This is a genomic window from Psychrobacter immobilis, assembly GCF_904846185.1.
Lineage (GTDB): Bacteria > Pseudomonadota > Gammaproteobacteria > Pseudomonadales > Moraxellaceae > Psychrobacter > Psychrobacter immobilis_B.
On record NZ_CAJGZQ010000003.1, the window covers coordinates 43452 to 66665 of the forward strand.

Here is a 23214-nt window from a genome sequence, read left to right on the forward strand (position 1 = left end):
TATACTAATAGGGGCACAGCAGAATATTTCAAGCTAAAAAGTACAATTCAACAAAAACACCGCCCTAGTTTCCTAAGGCGGTGTCGTTATATCGATAATAGGTTTAGCAAATAGATTTAGTAATACGTTTTCAGATAAACCTATCAACTATAAGCAGCTTGGCAAATGCAGCGCTGGATCTGACTCACGAGCATTCATAGCATCTTCAACCGTTAAGCCTAGTGCTTTGGCAACGCCTGCGCCATAAGCAGCATCACACCAGTTACAGTTGCGAATGTGGCGATACTGAATAAAGTCCGGCACACCAGCCATATTATTTGCTGTGTTTTCAAATAGCACTTGTTGTTGCTCAGCACTCATCAAATTAAACAATGCGCGAGGTTGGCTAAAATAATCGCTATCATCTTCACGGAAATCATAATGCGCCGCATAGCCGTCAATTTTTAATGGTGGCTCAGCATAATCAGGTTGCTCTTGCCACTGGCTAAAGCTGTTTGGCTCATAATGCGGGCGACTGCCATAGTTATCATCGACACGGCCTTGACCATCACGATGATTGCTCATCACAGGGCAACGCGGCTTATTGACAGGAATCTGTTGATGATTGACACCGACACGATAACGCTGAGCATCGGCATAGTTAACCAAGCGGTTTTGTAGCATTTTATCCGGTGAAACGCTGATACCCGGTACTAAATTACTTGGGGCAAATGCAGCTTGTTCCACATCGACAAAGTAGTTGTCAGAGTTTTTATTTAATTCAAACTCACCCACTTCAATCAGTGGATAATCACCTTTTGGCCATACCTTGGTCAAGTCAAACGGATGATAAGGAACGATATCCGCCTCAGCTTCTGGCATGATTTGCACATACATTTTCCATTTTGGGAAATCGCCATTTTCGATGGCATCGTACAAGTCTTTTTGATGACTCTCACGATCAGAACCAACCACCTCTGCCGCTTCTGCATCGGTCAAGTTCTTAATGCCTTGTTGCGTGCGGAAATGGAATTTTACCCAAAAACGTTCTTTGGCTTCGTTCCAAAAACTATATGTGTGCGAGCCAAAACCATGCATATTTCTGTACGAGGCTGGCAGACCGCGATCACTCATAACGATAGTAACTTGATGTAAGGCTTCAGGTAATAAAGTCCAAAAGTCCCAGTTGTTGGTCGCCGAACGCATATTGGTACGTGGATCACGTTTGACGGCTTTATTCAAGTCTGGGAATTTGCGCGGATCACGTAAGAAGAACACAGGTGTATTATTTCCCACCATATCCCAGTTACCTTCTTCGGTGTAGAATTTCAAAGCAAAACCGCGAATGTCGCGCTCGGCATCAGCCGCGCCGCGCTCACCTGCGACGGTACTAAAGCGCGCAAACATCTCTGTCTGCTTACCCACTTCGCTAAAAATATCCGCACGGGTATAATTAGTGATGTCATTGGTCACGGTAAAAGTACCAAATGCGCCAGAACCTTTGGCGTGCATACGGCGCTCTGGAATCACTTCACGGACGAAATTTCCTAACTTTTCATTGAGCCAAACATCTTGCGCCAATAATGGACCGCGTTTGCCGGCGGTCATGCTGTTTTGATTGTCTGCCACTGGTGCACCATTGCCCATGGTCAATTGGGTCGGTGCATAAGGACATTTTTTATCGCTCATATCGTTGCTCATAGTCATACTCCTGTGAATAGCAAATGGATTAAAGTACAAAACCTATTCTGAATACGCTTCTATTAATAGTTCCAGAATAGTTGTCAGCTTGTTCGAAAAACGGTTTGTTTTTTTCATAGTAATGTCTAATGACAGTCATGTTCTGTGGTTAGATACTATTACAACCCATTACCATTGATTTGTATAATTAATTAATTACATGCTTTCGTTTTGTTTTTCAGAACCACTTAACTTGTTTTTACTCATCCAAATACTTTACTCCTTAGGATGGTTGTTATTAACAATGATAAATATTAACAGTGCAAGCACTCTCTATCAGTCTTGCTATCACTTTTTTAAAGCGAATCGACCATATTAAATAGAGCTTAATTAAATACCACCGAGCAATTAACGCGGCATCGGACGAATGGTCAAAATTTGCTCACTACGACCAAAAGGGCCATGAACGTCATGCAACACAGCGCTCGTTAAACCAATGCCATCATTGCCATACTGCTGCACCGCTTCGATGCCAAGCCAGCGACCTTGCGGCGCGCGGTGCATATGAATTTGCAAATCCGTATTGGGAAACATCCATTCTAATTCTGACAAGCCAAGCCCAAGCCGAGGCACAACGCCATTGGCCGTATCGACCATGCCCAATAGATGCACCAAGTCATCAGTCGGCTTGCCCTCGATCATTTCCACATCATTAGTAATCCAGACCATACCGCGTCCTGGGCGACGCTGTGTATCATCAGCGACCAAACGCACACTTTCAATAAACCCGCCCGGCCAGCCTTTCATGTCTTCCCAAATGGGCAACTCTTCGGGCTTATGTGCCGCTTTTTGGTCTTCAATGCCTGCAATCTCGCTGGTATCTTGGGTCATTAGACGCCATGCCCGCGCAATAATCGCATCACGACCGCGACTGCTCATGACTGATTCAATCAGCTCAATGGTCTTGCCCGGACGAATACAACGCGTGGTAATGGTAAAGTCATCCAGTGGAATCAATCCTAAAATATCTAGACTGATACGAGCGATACGCATGTTTTCTTGCGGCGCATAACCGTTGAGCTCAGCCGTGAGCAATCCTGTCGCTGGTGCCATATGCTGTTCATGCTCATTCCAAGCACCTTGGGCATGTTTGGTTGGCTGATAATGTGCGACGTTGACGCCGTCTTCTCGCTGTTCGCGTTTGATAAAGTTATAATAAGCTGACATGACTGTCCTATGATTTATTTGATAAGCTCTTGTTGTTTTAGTTTAAGAACCTGTCGACTCTTAATGACAAAAAATAATGCAACGACCATCGCGGCAATTAATACACCATAAAAAACACTCTTTTCTCGCATAAAATGCAGAATATTACTACCTAACACGAATCCCACCACCACGATGACAAACAAATTCACTTTCAATTGTTTGTTAACCTCACCGAGAGTGGCTTCTGCCAATACAAATCCTTTTTTTTGCTTTTTCATTTTGCGTTACCTACTATACGTTACCTATTAGATGTCTTGTACAAAGCCTTATCTACTTACCCACTTGGGTGACTGGGATACGCAAGGCTTTAGGCAGACTGAAAGTGACATTTTCTTCGATCCCTGATAGCTCACTCGGTAAATCACCACCCCAATCTTGCAGCTGCTGTAGCACTTCTTGAATCAGTACTTCGGGTGCTGATGCGCCAGCGGTGACGCCTATACTCTGCACACCATCCAACCAGCTTTTATCCATCTCACTGGCATTGTCGATTAAATACGCACGGCAACTCATCCGCTCAGCCAGCTCACGCAGACGATTAGAGTTTGATGAATTGGGCGAGCCAACCACCAAGACCACCTCACAGCGACTGGCTAAGTCTTTTACCGCATCTTGGCGGTTTTGCGTGGCATAACAGATATCGTCTTTGCGCGGACCTTGAATACTAGGGAATTTTTCACGCAGTGCATCGATAACGCGCGCTGTGTCATCCATAGATAAGGTCGTTTGGGTAACAAATGCCAAACGTTCGGCATTTTTTACGCTCAATGCTGCCACGTCAGCTTCGTTTTCAACCAAATGAATGTGACCGCCGTGGCGACGGTTAAAGCGCCCCATCGTGCCTTCCACTTCAGGATGTCCAGCATGCCCAATCAATACCGCATCCATACCCTCTTGCGCAAATTTAGCGACTTCGATATGTACCTTAGTGACCAGCGGACAAGTGGCATCAAATACCGTCAAATCACGGCGCTCAGCCTCATCTTCAACAGCTTTTGATACGCCATGAGCAGAAAAAATAACGATAGAGCCATCTGGCACTTCATGAAGTTCTTCCACAAAGACCGCACCGCGATTGGCCAAATCAGAGACGACAAATTTATTATGTACCACCTCGTGACGGACATAAATAGGCGGTTCAAAACGTGTCAATGCTTCGTTCACAATCGCAATCGCGCGATCCACACCAGCACAAAATCCACGTGGATTGGCAAGATAAATTTGCATAAGAGAGCCTATCATTAGATAATTTATTATTAAAGCTTAAATACACGACATTACTGTCAAAAGCTTTAACTCAAAAATTGGGATGAATTCATTACGCTACTTTAGCATAATTTACTTTTATTGCCTTTGAAAATAGCACGGTACTAGAGGCTGTTTTAACTAGAAGCACCCACATATTCATACGTTCAAAGTATTTCTCCATAGTGGCAGCGTTAACTGCACTTAATGCACCAAAAATGTGATTTATACTAAGTCGCCCTATGCCATCTTTACGCCGCTTCGATGATAACGACTGGTCAAAGGCGGCTTTAATTAAAATAAAAGCCACAAAAGCAGTTTATAATAGTGCATCGATGACAATGTCTATCGCCATACATGATGGCGATTTTTCTTTTTACCAGTTTTGAATTGTTTACTAAAACAGCTTTGGCTCTTTTACTCGCACAGATTTGACTAGCACACACTCCATTAGGACACATTGTATGACAGGTTCATTATTTATTATTACTGCCGCCTCAGGTACGGGCAAAACCTCACTGGTAAAGCAGCTACTTGCCACGACTAACGACTTAACCGTCAGCGTATCACACACCACGCGCACGCCGCGTCCCGGCGAAATTGATGGTCATCATTATCATTTTACCGATGTCGAAAAGTTTGTGACTGCTATCGGTGAAAACAAGTTTTTAGAACATGCTGAGGTCTTTGGTAATTACTATGGCACCTCGGAGCAAAGCGTGCGGACGCAGTTAGAAGCAGGCGTCGATGTTATTTTAGAGATTGATTGGCAGGGCGCACTACAAGTCAAAAAAATCTTTACTGACGCCATTATGATTTTTATTTTACCGCCAAGTATTGCCACTTTACGTCAGCGTCTATCGACGCGTGGGCAAGATACTATGGAGGTAATAGAGCAACGTCTGGCTGGCGCAGTGACTGAGATGGCGCAATATGTCCATTTTGATTTTGTGATTATTAATGACAATTTTGAGGTCGCTTTGACTGAGCTAAAAGCCATTATCGTGGCGGACAGGCAGACGCTTAAGCGTCAACAGCAGCGGTATCATCGCACCATCAGCAATTTACTTAGTAATAAAGTAGAAGAGTAAAGCAAGAGCGAAATACTACTGTCAACTCAGTCGATGAGCGCTTATTAATAGATACGTTAATAGACACGCAAAAAGCAACTACGCGGCTGGGCAAAAAATGCTATAATGTCTCGCTATCCCCCTTTATATTTTGATATTATTTTTATTGAGTGGCGGGCAAGCTCCGTGACTAATAAAAACAACCGAGGTAGCTACATATGGCACGAGTGACGATTGAAGATTGTTTGGATAATGTTGATAATCGCTTTGAACTGATTTTGGTGGCAAGCAAACGCGCACGTCAATTGGCCAAAGGTATCGCAGAACCATTGGTTGATGTGGATAATGACAAGCCTACGGTATTGGCATTGCGTGAAATCGCTGCTGGTAAAATCACTCGCGATATCCTAAATCAGCCAGAGCACAACTTTGCCACCAGTTCATTAGATTTGGCACTGTCAGGCGATCATGGTTTTTAAGACACTGTATTATTAAGATACAGCATTGAAGATTTGTCGTATGAAGCCTATAAAGCTAACCACTGCCTTATAAGACAAATCCACACAGTGATGACATATTGACGAGAGACCACAGCATAGGCTGTGGTTTTTTGGTTGTAATGGCTGGTTGCTGTGATATTGCTTTGACTGTTTTAGTCACCATTTATACCTGAAAACCTACCATTGAGTTAGAATTTCTAAATTTTTATAGCACCTGTTCGCTTAGCAGTTGACATTGAATGCGATTTACGATTAATTAGAGGATGGTCTACCTATTTTTTTCTCGAAATTTTTTATATTTATAGTATTCCAGCATTCATTCAGTCACCATTTACCCGATAGACAGTCAGGCAAACAGGTAATGGAAAATAGGATCGTTACTTTATGAGTCAAACCTTACCCAAACTCAGCCATCATTTAGTCGATGAGGCTCAATATAATTTACTGCGCTCAGTAGGTTACCTAACTGCTGCTGAACGCCGTGATATTATTGATGCCTGTGAGTTCGGTGATATTGCGCACATCAAAGATAAGCGTAAATCAGGAGAGCCTTATATCACCCACCCGATTGCGGTGGCCGAGATACTGGCAGGTTTTCGTTTGGATCGAGATACGATTATTGCAGCGATTTTGCATGATACGGTCGAAGACACCGAGGTGAGCGATGAGCAGATTGAGCAGCGCTATGGCAAAATAGTGGCGAGACTGGTCGACGGTGTGACTAAGCTAAAGTCGTCCTCACACAATAAACAGCAAAACAAAGCAGCCACCTTTCATAAAATTTTGACAGCCACCCTTGCCGACCCACGCGTATTGATTATTAAGCTTGCTGACCGCTTACATAATATGTCGACACTAGATGCGGTACGCCCCGAAAAACAACGCACCACAGCACAAGAAACGTTGGACTTTTATGTGCCGTTTGCGCGGCTAATGGGTCTCAATGATATTGCCGATTATATTGAGGTGCTCTGTTACCGTAACCTTGATTCTGACATGTACAACAAACTTTCTGACAAGCTACTACAGCACGGGCTTGGGCGTAACTTTCAAAGAGAGGCCATACATCGCTATTTAAGTATTGTCCTCAATAATTTGGGGTTGAATGGTCTGGTCAAAGTTTTAGACAATCGCGTGGTCATCTACCGTCAGTTTTTCCGCAATCGCGGTGAAATCAACGCTCTGCTCCGTCATTATGCCTTTGAGATTGTCCTCGATAATGTCGAAGCCTGTGACAAGCTGGCCTATTACTTAATTAAAAAATACCAGATTGATGATTCTCATATCGCTGATAATATTCGTCGTCCGCTACCGGGTGGCAATCAGTCGCTCACGCTTATCTATGAGCGCGATAACGATGTCGTCAAAGTGACGATTTTGACCAAGCAAATGCAAAGCGCAGCGCGGCTTGGTGTCATCGGTGCAGAGCATGCCTCAGACGTTAGCCAATCGGTTATCCAAGCCTCATTACGCAATATGAAAGACTTGGTCGATGAAGACAGCTTAGATGAAAATAGCCCAGACTTTTCAGCGGCAGTCTCTACCATTAATGAGCTGATGGATTACCTACACTCCAGTAAAATCATCTGCTATAGTCCAAAGGGTCGCGCTTATGAGCTACCACAAGGCGCAACCGCACTAGACTTTGCTTACGCTGTCGGACCGATGGTCGGCAATGTAGCCGTTGGCGCCAATATCGATGGCAAAAAAGCCAAACTTGGCACAGTCGTTAAGAATGGGCAGCTGGTTGAAATAGAAGTCAATAGCCACTCAGAACCAAAAGCAGAATGGCTAGGATTTGTCGTGACCAATAAAGCGCGTGAAGAGATTTTGCGTTGGTTTAAAGACTTGTCTCCTGCTGATAAGCAACACCATGGTCAACAAGCCTTAGATCGGGCGCTAAAAACCTATCAAAAAAGTCTCGATGACTTAACCGATAGTGATTGGAAAAACCTCACTGAATGGCGTGGCTTGACCGAAAAATCCGAACTATTCGAGCAAATAAGCTCTGGTACGTTATTACCACAGCTGGTAGTAACTCGCTTGTTTAGCGATGAAGTCAATGATTTGCAAGCACAAGAACACAGCGATGATATGACCCAACCACAGCAGCTGATAGTCAATGCGTCTGGGGTTGAGCTTGATTTTGCCAATTGTTGTCATCCTATTTATGGTGACCCTATTGTCGGTCACTTGTCCCGTCACGGTCTGGTTGTTCATCGACACAAGTGCTTTTCACTTGACGATATTCGTAAAGACAATCCTTATCAGGTTATACAACTGCGCTGGCGTAATGACAAGGCCGTAAAACAAGGTGACGCTGGCGAGCATGACATAAAAAATACCGGAAAGATTCGCTTTCCAGCTTATTTAAAGCTATCTATTGCCCTCAGCGACGAACAAATTACTGAAGTCATCTATCATTTACGCCAATTAAATATCGGGGTAGAAAAAGTAGACGTGCGCAGTAGTGATACCATCATTCATATCATCGTTCGTAGCCGCAATCATCTAGCACAAGGCATTCGCGAACTACGCTCCTTGCTAGGTTTTCCAAATATCATCAGGCTGTATCAGCTGTAGTGCTGGTAATAAGGTGTAGTGCACGTGGTGTAGTGCACGTGGTGTAGTGCACGTGGTGTAGTGCGCGTGATACATTGCCACCAACACTCACTCAATAGAACATTGAATAATGGATTTAGAAAATTTTAGAAAGACCTGAAATAATGATAAACTGTGTTTTTTGATTTTTAGCAAATAAACGTAGAGCGTGTCATCATTTGCACGATGAAAAATGAAATGTAAATGATGAATAATGCGCCCTTACCTACCAAACCAGAAAAAGATAAAAAGGATATATAATATGACTCGTCAAACCATTCAAACTGATAAAGCACCTGCTGCCGTTGGTACTTATTCGCAAGCCGTCAAAGTCGGTAACACCGTCTATATTTCAGGACAACTGGGTTTTGACCCTGATACCATGGAATTAAAAGAAGGTTTTAAAGCACAGGCTGAGCAAGTGTTCGAAAATATCAAAGCCATCTGTGAAGCGGCTGGTGGCAGCTTAAATGACGTGGTTAAATTTAACGTGTCATTAACAGATTTGAGTGATTTTGCTGTTTTAAACGAAGTATTCGTTGCCAATCTAAGCGAGCCATATCCTGCTCGTGCAGCCGTCCAAGTAGCAGCGTTACCTAAAGGCGGTGTGGTCGAGATTGAGTCAATTTTATATATTGAGTAAATGAAGCAATATCATCATGTAAATGGTGAGGCTTAATACATAGACGTACTTAATTCTCCAGTCGTTACGTCAAAAAAGCCACTGCTAAAAAGTAATGCCAGAGTAAGCCCAAATAACACTATTTGGGCTTACTGCTATTATTCTTATCAATATTACAATCCAGTTATCCAAAAGCTGGTTATCTAAAAACTGTTTATCCAAAAAACATTTACCTGAAACTGGGAACGCATTCTATGTTGGTACAAGTTGCTCTACCCGTGCCCCTTTATCGGGTATTTGACTATAGCGTACCAGCAGATATAAACGCCTTATCAAGCCCTTCTTTACCCCATATTGGCTGCCGTGTCGAAGTATCCTTTGGTCGTCAAACTTTAATCGGTATCGTCGTTGCTCATATTCCAGAAGCAAATAGCAGCGTGCCACTTAATAAGCTAAAACCTATCAATAAATGCTTGGATGCTGAGCCTATTTTAGAGACCAGTATGCTAAAGCTGGCACATTGGCTGGCGCGTTATTACCACTACCCGCTTGGTGACGTTTTAGCAGTCATGCTGCCAACTCTCGTTCGTCAAGGTAAGCCGCTGGATTTACTGATTACCCATTGGCGAATTTTTCCGCATGCAAGCGACGATGACTTTCGTACCAACGCCAAAAAGCAAAAACAACAATTTGATATGCTTAAGCTGCATGGCGAGCGCGGCGCGAGTGAAGATGTTTTATTACTAGAGGGCATGGAGCGGAGTTTTTTAAAGGCGCTTGAAGACAAAGGTTTAATCGAGCGCTATATTCAGACCAAACAATCACCTGCGCCTGTTAAATTAGCAAAAATGCCCCTTGATCTCAATGACGAGCAACAACTCGCCGTTACCGCCATTATTGCGGCTCATGAAGCCAAGCGCTACACGGGATTTTTATTAAATGGCATCACTGGTAGTGGCAAGACAGAAGTCTATCTGCAAACGATGCAAGCCGTATTGGAAGCTGGCAAGCAGATATTGATTTTGGTACCAGAGATTGGATTGACACCGCAAACGCGCGCGCGTTTCGCCAGTCGCTTTGCCGCTCATATTGTCTTATTGCATTCTGGCATGAATAATACTCATCGCTTACAAGGCTGGCAAGACTGCCGTACGGGTCACGCTCAAATCATTATTGGGACACGCTCAGCGGTGCTATATCCTTTTGCAGATTTGGGCTTAATTGTCGTTGATGAAGCGCATGATGGCTCTTATAAGCAGCAAGATACCTTGCGATATCATGCCGCCGACGTGGCACTTTATCGCGGACTACAAGCCAATATCCCTGTCGTACTGGGTACGGCGACGCCATCTCTTGAGCATCTAAAACTGGTCGATGACGGTAAGCTGGTGGAGTGCCAACTGCAAACTCGTCCCGGTAATGCGAAGCTTGCGACCATGCAGCTGATTGATGCGCGCCTGCAAAGTACTCATCAACAAACGACGGACGACGGCGCGCGCTATGATACTGGGCTGACCGATGCGCTTATTGGGGCAATACGGCAAACGCTAGAAGCGGGCGATCAAGTATTAATATTTTTAAACCGTCGCGGCTATGCGCCAGTTTTGCTATGCGAAGCTTGCGGTTGGCAGGCAGATTGTCCGCGCTGCGACGCGCATTTAACCGTTCATTACAATAGCCATTCCCAACACAACGCTTATAGTAGCTCCTATCTAAAATGCCACCACTGCGACTGGCAAGCTTATATTCCAAAAGTTTGCCCTGATTGTGGCAGTCAAAATTTGGATGCCAAAGGGATGGGCACGACAAGGCTCAGCGAAAACCTGCATGCGATTTTTGCCAATCCGCAAACCAGCAAAGAGCTATATCCCATTATCCAAATCGATCGCGATACCACCAGGCGTAAAGACAGCTGGGAGAATATCTATCAGCGTATCAATCAAGGCAATCCTGCCATCTTGGTTGGCACGCAAATGGTCGCCAAAGGTCATCATTTCCCCAATGTTACGCTTGTCTGCTTGCCAAACGCCGATCGTGGTTTCTTGTCCGCCGACTTTCGCTCGCCGGAACATACTGCGCAATTGATGGTTCAGGTGGCTGGGCGTGCCGGTCGCGGTGATAAATCTGGTCGTGTACTCATTCAAACGCTGCAACCAGATAATGAGCTGCTATTAAAACTGGTCAAAGATGGTTATTTGTCTTTTGCTCGTGAGCTATTGCAAGAGCGTAAAATGATGGGTTTACCGCCACACAGTCATGCTGCCCTGATACGCTGTGAAGGTAAAACCCTTGCTGCCACGACCCAAGCCCTTAAAGATGCCATCGCCATTCTGCCAAATGGACATAATCTCGCCGTACTAGGACCTATCGATGCACCAATGAGTAAAAAGAACAGTCGCTACCACGTACAACTGCTACTTTTAGGCAAAAATCGACAACAATTACACCATGTATTAAACCAATGGTGGCAGCCTGTACTTGCCCTTCCAAGCGCCAAATATCTGAAGCTGACTCTGGATATTGACCCTGTTGGCTGGTAACTTCTCACTATTACTCTTTAAACCCAATTAATCTGCTGTAGCTCGCCGTTAATAAAGAAGGTTATTCAAAATAGCTCATTCATCGTTTACTGCCTAGATACAGCAAGCGTTTATTAAATATGCTAAATTCTTTATATCTGGCTAGTCCGCGAACAGCAAGCCCAGCCTTATAAGCAATCAAATTTCCTCTTCTGTCATTCTGAGTGTTGTTATGAGTCAAAATAAATCAAACGCTGAACAAGGCAACCATTCTCATCAGAATGATACTGTTAATGTGGCTAACCATCTGCATAAAGAGGATGAGAGCAACTACACTCATGACAATCAAGCCACTCACGATCACGATGAACACTTAGAGCAAACAACAGCCCCGCGAGATACCAAGGGCTATCAGCGCACCTTGCTGTTTAGCTTTATCATTATCACAGGCTATATGTTTATTGAAGCCATCGGTGGCTGGCTGACTGGAAGTTTGGCGCTATTATCTGATGCAGGTCACATGCTAAGTGATGCAATCGCACTTGGCGCGACGTTAATGGCCTTTAAGATTGGTGAAAAAGCAGCCACTCATCAAAAGACGTTTGGTTATAAACGCTTTGAGATTTTAGTCGCAACAGTCAATGGTGCGACGCTGGTCATTATTGCGCTAATGATTTTTTATGAGGCGATTAAGCGCTTTAATTCACCGCCTGAAATTGCTACCCAAGGCATGCTTATCGTTGCTACTATCGGTATGTTGGTCAATATTTTGGTTGCGTGGCTGATGCATCGAGGCAGTCGCGGCGAAGATGCACATGGTCACAGTCATGCTGGTAGTCATAAAGATAGTCTTGAAGACACTCAAGGAAAAAATGCGGGTAAAAAACCAGTCAATCTTAATATGCAAAGCGCTTACCTGCATGTATTGAGTGACTTAATGGGTTCGGTTGCCGCTATTATTGCCGCGCTTTTGATGATGAGCTTCGGCTGGATTTGGGCGGATGCAGCGGCCTCGGTGATTGTCGCGATACTGATATTATTTAGTGGTTATCGCGTCGTGCGTGATTCCGTACATATTTTGATGGAAGGCACGCCAGAAGGCATATCCTTAGTGGATGTCGAAAAAAAACTGCTTACCCATCCGCAAGTACAAGAAGTCCATGATTTGCATGTTTGGAGTATTACCAGTGGTCTAAATGCCTTGTCTTGTCACGTCGTTGTCGATGGCGAGATCAGTATTCATGAATCCAGCATATTGATTGCCAATTTAGAACAAAGCTTGCTTACGCTTGGTATCCATCATGCCACCATTCAGGTAGAAAGCGCATCACATCCGCAGACTGAGGCACATAGCGATGCGCTGGTCTGCGACATCTCAGAACAACAAGCAGAGGGCAATAATCATATTGGTCACAATCATTAAGCATAAGACATTGAAAATCAGACTTTGAAAGTCAGACATTAAACATTGAAAAGACCATTCTTCATTTAAATATCCATTTGAACGTCGCCTATGATTTGCGACATTTTATCAAGTGACGGCAATCATAACGCCGTATGCACCCAATTAGCCAAAGCGCTGTGATTAATCAGATACCTAACCCCAACGATAAGAATATGATTCAAATCCAAAACTCTCATGCGTCAGTCCTGATGTGCGTTAAATAATCAGATGTCAAATAACCAGCTGCCATATATGACGCAAGCAGCAACCAAAATCCAAATAACCGCGCCAGTCCTGCCTCGAAAATCCTTAAAATTATTTTGCTAAAAATCTTCAATAATCCGCGCAACTTACTATCAGTTGGCTAATCATCGTGCATGAATTTAACTTCTTATGCGCCGACATAAACAGGCTTTATTTTAAATAAGCTTATATCACACCGATTTTTAGCATTGTAATAGCATGTTAAAAATGATGGGAAATTTAGCCGCACTGCCATATTTTTCATATAAATTCTGTATACTTAAAGCTGAAACACCCAATTTACCATTAATGGATTATTTTCTGCCATGTCGAGACGCTCAGCTCCTTTTGTTGCTCCAAGCCACATTGATGACCCTATCTCAGCAGAGGGTAAAAAGCATGCCAAAGCATTGTTATCGACATTGCAAGAAGACATTGCTAGCTTTCGAGATGAGCAGTTTCCACCTGATATTTTACGTCAAATTCGTGATATGCCAATTTATGAAGGCAATATCGCCGAAGTCCAAGCATATCAGCAGCGTTGGCATAATCTGCTTGAGCGCGCCATGGCGTTTTATCCTGCGGCCAACCTACCGCCCGATCATCTGCCGCTACCAGCCAGTCTTGAGATACCGCAATTTATCTATCATGTGCAAAGGCTACATTTGACCAAGACCCGTGCAAAAGAATCCAAAAGCTTCGGTTCGGTCGGTGCGCTTACTGATAAGTGTGGTGACTATAGTGCTGATGAAATTGCGCGTATGAGTGCAGTATTCGATAATGATGATGAGGCGCGTTTGGTGGCGCATCGTGAATTTATTGATTTGCGCGCCTATGTATTTTGCCGTGATAGCAAGGGCGAGATGCTGGAGCCTGAACGCGTACGTTTTTATCGAACGGGTCTTATCGTCCATGCGCTGCCCGATTTCAAAATCGTAGACAGTCGCCAGACCCCGCGTAAGCGCCGTAACGATGCTTATAACAATCCACTTGCCGATAATGGTGTGTGGAAGATTTATCGTAAAAAATAACGTATGCTAAGATTTTTTATTTTTGCCATGCCCGTATTGTACCGCTTATTTTATCATGATTGCTAAGGATTCCAGATGTTCGCTGCCGCCACCGGCTCACCAAATTTAATGTTACAAGCTACAATCTTCTTAGGAGCAGCCCTGCTCTTTGTACCCCTTGGTAAACGTTTTGGCATTGCGACGGTCTTAGGTTATCTCATTACAGGATTGATATTGGGGCCCAGTGGTCTAGACGTCGCAGGCGATGCTGAGAGCTTATTACACTTCTCTGAGTTTGGCGTGGTCATGCTGCTATTCATTATCGGGCTTGAGCTGCAACCCTCACGATTATGGGCACTGCGGCGTTCGATATTTGTCCTCGGTGGTTTGCAAGTTGGTCTGACTGGCACATTATTAATGGGGCTGTTACATCAAATTTTTGGCTTACAGCTCGATACTGCTTTTATCGTCGGTTTTGGCCTTGCCTTGTCGTCCACAGCTTTTGTACTACAAATACTGACGGAAAAACAGCAGCTTTCTAGCACCCACGGTCGTGAAGCGTTCACGATTTTATTATTCCAAGATATTGCGGTTATCCCTTTGCTAGCCGTCATTCCTTTCCTATCAGGGGTGCGCGAACAAAGTTATGATTTGATTTATTTTGGCAAAGTTTTTGCGGTTTTTGCTGGACTGATTTTTGCTAGTCGTTATGTCGTTCGTCCCTTCTTTAAGTTTGTAGCCTCTAGTGGTGCATCAGAACTGCTGACCGCCGTTGCGCTATTTATCGTGATGGGTGTGTCTATTTTGATGGGTCAAATTGGTTTATCCATGGCATTGGGTGCTTTTTTGACAGGGGTACTGCTTGCAGATTCTGAGTATCGCCATGAGCTAGAAGCCAGTATTGAGCCGTTTAAAGGGTTGCTACTTGGCTTATTTTTTATGTCGGTCGGTATGCTGACTGATGTCAAACTCATTTTGGCAAAACCTATCTTTATCATCGGCTGTGCAATGGCATTGATGGCTATCAAATTTGGTGTCATTACCGCCATTGCAAAGATATCAGGCAATCGCTGGCCAACCAGTATCAGACTAGGTGTGACGCTCGCTCAAGGTGGTGAATTTGCTTTTGTTTTATTCAGTGTCGCTACTGCTCAAAATGTGTTGCGACCTGAGCTTGCTAACACCCTGAACCTTATCGTCACCATCTCCATGGCGCTCACACCACTGGCATTTTTGTTACTTGAGAAAATCGGTGAGCCGTTATTTGCCAAAAGCAAACCCAGCCGCGAATACGATGCCATCCCCGATCATGAACATCAAGTCATTATTGCTGGCTTTGGGCGCGTTGGTCAGATTATTGGTCGTGTACTACGCATGCACAACATCGAATTTACCGCCATTGAACGCTCAGCGAATCGTGTCGATTTCGTTCGTAAATTTGGTAACCAAGTCTATTATGGCGACCCAAAAAACCCTGAGATATTGCGCGCGGCTGGTATTAAAAAAGCCCGTGTGTTTATTTTGGCCATCGATGATTTAGAGCGCTCTATCACCACGGCTCAATACTTACGTAAAAACTATCCAGACTTGATTGTCTTGGCAAGGGCACGTGACCGTCAGCATTATTATCGATTGCGTGAGGTCGGTGTGCGTCATATTTGGCGTGAGACTTACCTATCGTCCTTGGATATGTCGCGTGAATCGCTACAACTGCTTGGCATCTCACCAGAAAAAGCGCGCGAGACAGTGCAAACCTTCCGCGATTACGACGATGACTTGATTGAACGTCAGCAAGCGATCTATGATGATGAAGCCAGCATGATTGAATCCGCACAATCAGCGATGGCAGAGCTAGAAAGCTTGTTTGATGAAGACATTGATAAAGCCCGAAAAATGGACTTAACGGATTTTTATGACGCGCTAAAAAGTAAAGCAACACCCGTTGATAAAAAGGACGACGTTGCAACTGACTCTAACACATAAGTATTTGTATGTTTTAATCAGGCATACAGCTTGCTGGTGCCAGTTTCTTATTTAGTGAACTTGTACAGTTCCAACTATCGCTGTCTGGCACATGGTAAAAAACCAGTGTCTGCTGATTTAGATAGCGGATAGGGAACTGAACATTTTGTATGGTCGCAATGACTGCACAATCCGTTTCTACTACGCCAGCGGCCTTTTTATCGATATCAATTCGTATCTGCTGAGTGCCTGTATCGATAGGCAAATCCATTGGACATTGCCCTGTCTGTTGATAAATCAGTGCCACACGATTTTGTGCCGTTTTAGCGGTATCATACGCATCGAATAGCACTTCATTGGCTTTTGGCTTGGCAATAATTGGTAAAAACTGTATCTTAATAACCATTAAAGCAAAGGCAAAAATACCAAACCCCAATCCTAGCCCAAATAGACTGACCCCACCTTCTCGGCGCAGATGTGCCTTTTGCGCTGCTTCATCACGCGGATAATCATCGATAGCATCTGCAATCTCACGTCGCGCCATGCGGTAATAATACGCATCCGTCCAACGCGCCACCATAAATGACCAAAACAACCAAATGATCGCAGCAATACCTATGCGTGTCGCCATCTGGTAAGCATCAGGGATGAAGGACATCGCCAAAAATTCAAACGCAACCAATACCAGTGCCACATTGAGCTGGATAAACGACCAGCCTGCTACGCTATAGACAATCGCATCCATATAGCGTTTGCGATAGAGGAGCCAAGGAAACGTCACAAAAAATGCTGCCCAATGCCATTTTGGCGACAGATAACCTTGCGCATCGAACTGCTCAAAACGTTTCAGATAATAATGCTGGCTACGGTGACCGATAAACCATTTATCAAGTTGTGTACGCTTAGCAGGAGTCAGCTGTTCTTGATAAAAAGGGGGCGGCGAATTCGTCTCGATAAATAGCATAGATGACCCCTATTAACGATGAAGAAAAATTTAAATCCATTACTCACTTTATATGATAACGCCAAAACCGATGTGCAGAACAGTAAAACGACAGATAAATACCGTTAATTCAATGTAAAAGAAAGTCAAGGTAACCGAACGCCAATCTATATGTGATACGTCAAACAAGGTCAGCGCTTTCACTTTTTTATGCTGAATGAACGATAACAATATTAAAAAATTATTGTCCGTTCACAGCTGTATAGATTTAACTTATAATAAGCATACATCACCCATTTTATGAAGCCTTGTCAATCCTATGAGTCCACATCCTGATATTAATGATCACATCGATAGTACGAGTACTACTGATGAGCAAAAAGTCCTCAGTACTAACACCGAAAGCAATACTAATACTGACATTGAAGCCCGTATTAGCAATGAGAGTGAACCTGAAGAAAGCAAACATCTACGTATCGTCAATACTTTTATGAAACGACGTACGCACATGAATAAAAACGCCGAACTGGCACTAACCGCGCCAGAATTTGCTGAGTATTTGGTCAATAACAGTTTCGGTGATGGCAATCTTGATGGTATTGACAATCTACGAACGCTATTCGCTGATAGCCCTAACGGTAGTGAAGCACCCCTTACTTTAGAGATCGGTTTTGGACTGGGTGATTCGTTCATTGAGATGGCAGCAGCAGAACCTAGCCGCAATTTCGTTGGTATCGAAGTGCACGAGCCGGGTATCGGTAAATGCGCCTATATGGCAGGTACACAAGCGCTAACCAATGTCAAAATCATCAACGGTGACGCCATCCAATTGCTCAAGCAACTACCAGAAAACCATATTGATCGCATCCAGCTTTACTTCCCTGACCCATGGCAAAAAAAGCGCCATCACAAACGCCGCTTCGTCAGTGCTGAACGCATGGCGATTGTGACTCGTAGTCTAAAGCAAGGCGGCTGGTTCCATACCGCAACCGACTGGGAGCATTATGCCTTTTGGATGGTTGAAGTATTAGACGGTTTTACTGGTTTAACCAATCAAGCAGGCGCAGGTAACTTCACCGACCGCCCTGACTTTCGTCCAATGACCAAATTTGAGCGCCGCGGTATAAATAGTGGACATGGCGTTTGGGATTTAATCTATATCAAAGACTAGATTTGGCTCACTTATCTTCGGTGACTTCTGCATAGCGGCTAAATTATTTAGCCGCTTTTTTGTGCTTGCAAATTATCTAATGACAATATTATTTGATTTTTTTCAGCTACAACCCTTAATAGACAAGCTATAAGTATTTTTATTAAAAATAATAAAAATTTTTTAATACGTGAAACATCGTCTATTTTCATAGAGTTTTTAAATTAATAATGCTACATATAGGGGTAAAAAATATATTGCAGGGCCACACTCACAGGTTACCTACCTACTCAAACATTGATAGTATAAGGGATTCATGAGTTCTCCCCATAAGCTGTGGATAACCCTGTGCATAAGTACGCACTTGACAACAATTTCCCTAGATAGCTCAAAGGATGAGGTAAAATCGTTCATTTTTTATACAATTTAAAAAACATTTTAAATCAATGGGTTATAACGTATTTCATAATACTGTAATTTATTTTTAATATATTTTTAAATTAAATTAATCCTCACTGATGTTTCACAAAAGCTAAATTTAGACTCTTTATTTCTTGTGGACAACTTTTAATGCTATTGACAAAGGGCGGCATTATCCTATCCAAAATTAGGATATATTCATCAACTAGATTACACAAGTTATCACTTATATACAATGCGACAGTTAGTGTCGTTTAGCATCATTGTATCCTCTATATGCTCCTTGGTTTTTGTTATAATCACCTTATCTAATCAACCGCACTTTAGAAAACAGTTAAGGCTCAACGAGCATAATGTTCCCTACAAATTACATCTGTTGGCGCTGATTATGAACTTAATTTTACTTTTATCGTTATTTGATTTTACTGTATAGTAGAGTGATATATCTAATATTACTGTTTACATCATCGATACCCTAACCCATTCATTATAGATAGACATTGAACGAACGCTGCCTATTATTTAGATAGCCATCAATACTATTGAGCCGTTAACCTTCTTAGCTACAAACATTTTATTTATCATACCAAATTTATAGTTTTAACCAATGATTGAAGACAAGGAATCCAGTATGGACGACAATAAAGCCAAAGCCCTTAAAGCAGCACTCGGTCAAATCGAAAAGCAGTTTGGTAAGAATACCATCATGCATTTAGGTGACGACTCAGCTATTATGGATGTCGATGTAGTATCAACAGGTTCGTTGGGTCTGGATATTGCACTTGGCATTGGTGGTCTACCAAAAGGCCGTATCGTAGAGATTTATGGCCCAGAAAGCTCAGGTAAAACGACCATGACGCTACAGGCGATTGCAGAATGTCAGAAGCAAGGAGGCACCTGCGCCTTTATTGATGCTGAGCATGCGCTTGACCCTGTTTATGCGCGTAAGCTTGGCGTGAATACTGATGAACTATTGCTTTCTCAGCCTGATAATGGTGAGCAAGCGCTTGAAATTACTGACATGTTGGTGCGCTCTGGTGCTATCGATATGATCGTCATTGACTCAGTCGCTGCCTTGACGCCGCGCGCAGAGATTGAAGGCGAGATGGGCGACTCACATATGGGCTTGCAAGCACGTCTGATGAGCCAAGCACTACGTAAAATCACAGGTAACGCCAAACGCTCTAACTGTATGGTGGTATTTATTAACCAAATTCGTATGAAAATTGGTGTGATGTTTGGTAGCCCTGAGACCACGACTGGTGGTAACGCGCTTAAGTTTTACGCCTCAGTGCGTATGGACATTCGCCGTATCGGTGCGGTCAAAAATGGTGATGAAATCATCGGTAACCAAACCCGTGTCAAAGTTATCAAAAACAAAATGGCACCGCCTTTCCGCCAAGCAGAGTTTGAAATTACTTATGGTGAAGGTACCAACCACTTAGCCGAAGTGATTGACTTGGGTGTTGAAATTGGTGCAGTTGGCAAAGCAGGCTCTTGGTATAGCTATGGCGACGAAAAAATTGGTCAAGGTAAAGCCAATTCTGTGCTGTTCTTAAAAGAAAACCCTGCGATTGCGCAAGAAATCGAAGCTAAAATCCGTGAAGAAAAGCTTGGATCAAAGAAAGAGACCAAAGCCGAAGATAAAGCCAATGAAGCGTTGGTCTCTGACCCTGTACAATAACGGCACAATTATTAATCGTTATCAATAATCATGACTTGTTATGAAAATTAAATTGTTATGAACATTAAAACCTTAGCTGAAATACTTGCTGAATCAGATGCCGATTCAGCGAGTGATCCTACTATCAAATCAAAAAAAACTTCTAAACCCTCTGAATCCTCCAAATTTTCTCAGCATTCCTATCAAGGCGATCCTAAAAAAACGACTAAGACACGTAAGCATTCAACTTACTATCATGAAGACCATTCATTATCTGACGATGCTGACTTTTCAGTAGAATCCGTCGAGGCTCACTCTTTTACCAATAAAAATTCTGCTCAAACCAAGAAACGTAAAAAGCGTTTTCACCCAGCGGCTAACTTTAGCCCTGAGCCTAGTGACGTGCCTGCTTATCAGCAACCAGAAGCGCAAAGTATCAAAGAGATGCTGGCTGAAGTTAAACAAAATATTCATAGTGAACCAGATGATAGCGCGGCTACTGATGATGAATTTAACAAAGAATCACAGTATACAATCGATGCTGCCATTACCAACACTTCTGTGCATAGCACAGTCGACAGTCAGATGGATAACCTACCCGCTGCTCTTAAAGCCTATTTGCGCACGCCTGAACAACGACAAGCAGAAATAGATGAGATCAAAGCCGAAAGCCGCTTGCGTTGGTTAGCTTTTTATTATTTATCGCGCCGTGAGTACGGCAAGGCTGAGCTTAAGCAAAAGCTTATTGATAAAGAGCAAGCCCCAGATAAAATTGATGCGCTACTCGATGATTTTGAGGAAAAAGGCTACCAAAGTGATTATCGCACGACGCTCATGCTCATTCGTGAAAATATCCGTAAAGGTCGGGGACGTGGGCGTATCAAGCAAGAGTTTTATCGTAAAAAAATTACCATGCCCAGTAATATCGATGAGTTAATCGATATGGCAAATGCAGAGTCAGAAGAGTTTAGGGAGTTTGTAGATGATAGTGCAGATAATCTGGTAGATGGTATCGATTGGCTCAAACTGGCAGTCACAGCGCGCACTAAGAAGTACGGCGATGACATACCCACTGAACAAAAAGACAAAGCAAAGCAGCTACGGTTTTTGCAATATCGAGGCTTTCAGAGCGATATATGTTTTGCCGCGCTCAATTATACTTTAGACACATTAGATGAGCGCTTTTAAGCCACCCTCACCTTTTTTTAAAAACACCCATCTGTACATAAGACAATATGACTTGAGCGATCTATTAATAATAGCCGAGCACTTTCCACCAAATCAAACCAGCACCGATCCAGATGACCAAATTGACCACACTCATAATCGCGCCAATACTCCACCACTCTCTTAACGTCACATAACCAGAGTTAAAAATGACTGGCGCGGTACCGGTTGCATAATGCGTAAGCGTCATCATGATGTTGCCCGCTGCAGCTAAGATCAGCGCATATAACATCGGCGGTGCGCCCAAGCTTAAACCCACCGCATAAAATGCTGCAAATAGTGCAGTAATATGAGCCGTGGTACTAGCAAAGAAATAATGAATATATAAGTACACTAGGGTCAAAATAGTCACAGCCCCTATCCAGCCAAGCCCAGTCGTGCCAATCATCGATTCGATATTGCCAGAGAACCAGCTTATCAGTCCAAGCTTATTAAGATAAGCGGCCATCATAATAAGGGCGCCAAACCAAATAATGGTATCCCATGCTGACTTCTCTTTTAAAATATCGTCCCAAGTCAGTACCCCAGTCAATATTAAGGTCGTCAAACCAATAAATGCTGTGGTGGTAGCATCAACGCTATATTGCTCACCTAATATCAATGCGGGAATATTCGCCCACAATAACAGCATCAGAGCAAATACCCCGAGCATAATTTTTTCTTGGCTACTTATTTTTCCCATTTCTGCCAAATTTTCTTTGGCAAAACCTTTTGCATCAGGCGTGATTTTAACATCAGGTGGATAAATTATATAAATGACTAACGGCATCACAAGCAGGCATAGCATACCAGGTACAAACATCGCCACTGCCCAAGTGGTCCATGACAGCTGAATATCACCGCCTGTGGCTTTATTCACCAAATCTACAACCAAAGGGTTGGGCGCAGTAGCCGTGATAAACATCCCAGAGGTAATCGGGTTGGCATGATAATTCACCATCGCCAAATAACGACCAATCTTATTTTGAGTGCCTTCCTCAGGTGTTGAGTGAAAGCTTTGCGCGATAGACTTCATAATAGGATGAATAATACCGCCGCCACGCGCCGTATTGGAGGGCGTAATGGGTGCTATCATCAATTCAGCCGCAGTCAAAGAATAAGCCACGCCGATGGTTTTTTTACCAAAAATAGAAATAAAATAATAGGCAATACGTCGACCCAAACCCGTTTTTATCAAGCCACGCGATATCATGACTGCAATACCAATTAGCCAAATCAACGGACTTGAGTAGCTTGATAATGCATCACTAATGGCTTGTGCTGGGCTATCACTAGTCACGCCTGTCAGTGCGACTAGGGTGACGGCAATGATAGCAATTGCACCAATGGGTAATACTTTGCCGATAATAGCGACAATAGTGGCGATGAATAACGCCAGCATGTGCCATGCTTCAGGCGTAACGCCAGTAGGCACTGGTATCACAAACCAAATGATCAAGCCGACCAAAATGGCAACCGCTGCTTGAATAGGCTTAAATGGCATGATTAACTATCCTTATAAATGCTTATACCATCACGCAGTCATATTATATAAAGGACTATCAAAGTAGCCCCACTGCGACAAAAGACTCAATGAATCATATGACTATCTTATAAGATTTATAAAATCATTTTTCTATTATTCACCATTTTTAACATATCTGTTTAGAACAAAGAGTAAATATTCA

The 23214-nt window shown here is 43.3% G+C and carries 17 protein-coding genes; 11 read left to right on the forward strand and 6 right to left on the reverse strand.

Annotated features, from left to right (window positions below; translation table 11 throughout):
* Nucleotides 1–147: 147 nt before the first annotated feature.
* The 4 genes from JMW94_RS02105 to ispH all read right to left on the reverse strand — a co-directional run bounded on the left by JMW94_RS02105 (nucleotide 148) and on the right by ispH (nucleotide 4155).
* Nucleotides 148–1680, reverse strand: coding sequence for a catalase (locus JMW94_RS02105; RefSeq protein ID WP_320157928.1), 1533 nt, complete (start codon nucleotides 1678–1680; stop codon nucleotides 148–150).
* Nucleotides 1681–2067: 387 nt separating this feature from the next.
* Entirely contained in the window at nucleotides 2068–2886 is an 819-nt protein-coding gene (locus JMW94_RS02110) for a thioesterase family protein (RefSeq protein WP_198329458.1), read from the reverse strand.
* Nucleotides 2887–2900: 14 nt separating this feature from the next.
* Nucleotides 2901–3146, reverse strand: a complete 246-nt coding sequence (locus tag JMW94_RS02115) for a hypothetical protein (RefSeq protein ID WP_045454149.1) — start codon at nucleotides 3144–3146, stop codon at nucleotides 2901–2903.
* Between the two features lie 52 nt (nucleotides 3147–3198).
* The gene (gene ispH / locus JMW94_RS02120) at nucleotides 3199–4155 is read right to left on the reverse strand and encodes a 4-hydroxy-3-methylbut-2-enyl diphosphate reductase (RefSeq protein WP_201600436.1); all 957 of its coding nucleotides are present in this window, start codon (nucleotides 4153–4155) and stop codon (nucleotides 3199–3201) included.
* A gap of 482 nt (nucleotides 4156–4637) precedes the next feature.
* Between ispH and gmk the strand changes: the two genes are divergently transcribed.
* The 8 genes from gmk to JMW94_RS02160 all read left to right on the forward strand — a co-directional run bounded on the left by gmk (nucleotide 4638) and on the right by JMW94_RS02160 (nucleotide 16165).
* Entirely contained in the window at nucleotides 4638–5264 is a 627-nt protein-coding gene (gmk, locus tag JMW94_RS02125; protein WP_055124697.1) for a guanylate kinase, read from the forward strand.
* 197 nt (nucleotides 5265–5461) lie between these two features.
* Entirely contained in the window at nucleotides 5462–5722 is a 261-nt protein-coding gene (gene rpoZ, locus JMW94_RS02130) for a DNA-directed RNA polymerase subunit omega (RefSeq protein ID WP_045444217.1), read from the forward strand.
* Nucleotides 5723–6127: 405 nt separating this feature from the next.
* A complete protein-coding gene (locus tag JMW94_RS02135) occupies nucleotides 6128–8326 on the forward strand; it encodes a RelA/SpoT family protein (RefSeq protein ID WP_045444214.1) in 2199 nt (732 codons plus the stop codon).
* A gap of 280 nt (nucleotides 8327–8606) precedes the next feature.
* Entirely contained in the window at nucleotides 8607–8987 is a 381-nt protein-coding gene (locus tag JMW94_RS02140; protein WP_160022297.1) for a RidA family protein, read from the forward strand.
* Between the two features lie 233 nt (nucleotides 8988–9220).
* The gene (locus tag JMW94_RS02145) at nucleotides 9221–11506 is read left to right on the forward strand and encodes a primosomal protein N' (protein WP_201600452.1); all 2286 of its coding nucleotides are present in this window, start codon (nucleotides 9221–9223) and stop codon (nucleotides 11504–11506) included.
* Nucleotides 11507–11717: 211 nt separating this feature from the next.
* Entirely contained in the window at nucleotides 11718–12908 is a 1191-nt protein-coding gene (locus JMW94_RS02150; protein WP_201600455.1) for a cation diffusion facilitator family transporter, read from the forward strand.
* Between the two features lie 590 nt (nucleotides 12909–13498).
* Complete coding sequence (locus JMW94_RS02155) at nucleotides 13499–14203, forward strand: hypothetical protein (RefSeq protein ID WP_201600458.1); 705 nt, start codon at nucleotides 13499–13501, stop codon at nucleotides 14201–14203.
* Between the two features lie 75 nt (nucleotides 14204–14278).
* Nucleotides 14279–16165, forward strand: coding sequence for a monovalent cation:proton antiporter-2 (CPA2) family protein (locus JMW94_RS02160; RefSeq protein ID WP_055124702.1), 1887 nt, complete (start codon nucleotides 14279–14281; stop codon nucleotides 16163–16165).
* 13 nt (nucleotides 16166–16178) lie between these two features.
* Here JMW94_RS02160 and JMW94_RS02165 read toward each other — a convergent pair whose 3' ends face one another.
* Nucleotides 16179–17108, reverse strand: coding sequence for a pilin (locus JMW94_RS02165; RefSeq protein WP_201600461.1), 930 nt, complete (start codon nucleotides 17106–17108; stop codon nucleotides 16179–16181).
* Nucleotides 17109–17406: 298 nt separating this feature from the next.
* Between JMW94_RS02165 and trmB the strand changes: the two genes are divergently transcribed.
* The 3 genes from trmB (at nucleotide 17407) to JMW94_RS02180 (ending at nucleotide 21508) form a co-directional block, all read left to right on the forward strand.
* Entirely contained in the window at nucleotides 17407–18258 is an 852-nt protein-coding gene (trmB, locus tag JMW94_RS02170; protein ID WP_201600464.1) for a tRNA (guanosine(46)-N7)-methyltransferase TrmB, read from the forward strand.
* 1030 nt (nucleotides 18259–19288) lie between these two features.
* Nucleotides 19289–20341 (forward strand): recombinase RecA, encoded by a 1053-nt coding sequence (gene recA / locus JMW94_RS02175; protein ID WP_055124705.1) that lies wholly within the window; start codon nucleotides 19289–19291, stop codon nucleotides 20339–20341.
* 57 nt (nucleotides 20342–20398) lie between these two features.
* Entirely contained in the window at nucleotides 20399–21508 is a 1110-nt protein-coding gene (locus JMW94_RS02180) for a regulatory protein RecX (RefSeq protein ID WP_201600467.1), read from the forward strand.
* Between the two features lie 64 nt (nucleotides 21509–21572).
* Here the strand turns inward: JMW94_RS02180 and JMW94_RS02185 are convergent, their stop codons facing one another.
* The gene (locus JMW94_RS02185; RefSeq protein ID WP_201600470.1) at nucleotides 21573–23030 is read right to left on the reverse strand and encodes an anion permease; all 1458 of its coding nucleotides are present in this window, start codon (nucleotides 23028–23030) and stop codon (nucleotides 21573–21575) included.
* Nucleotides 23031–23214: the final 184 nt, after the last annotated feature.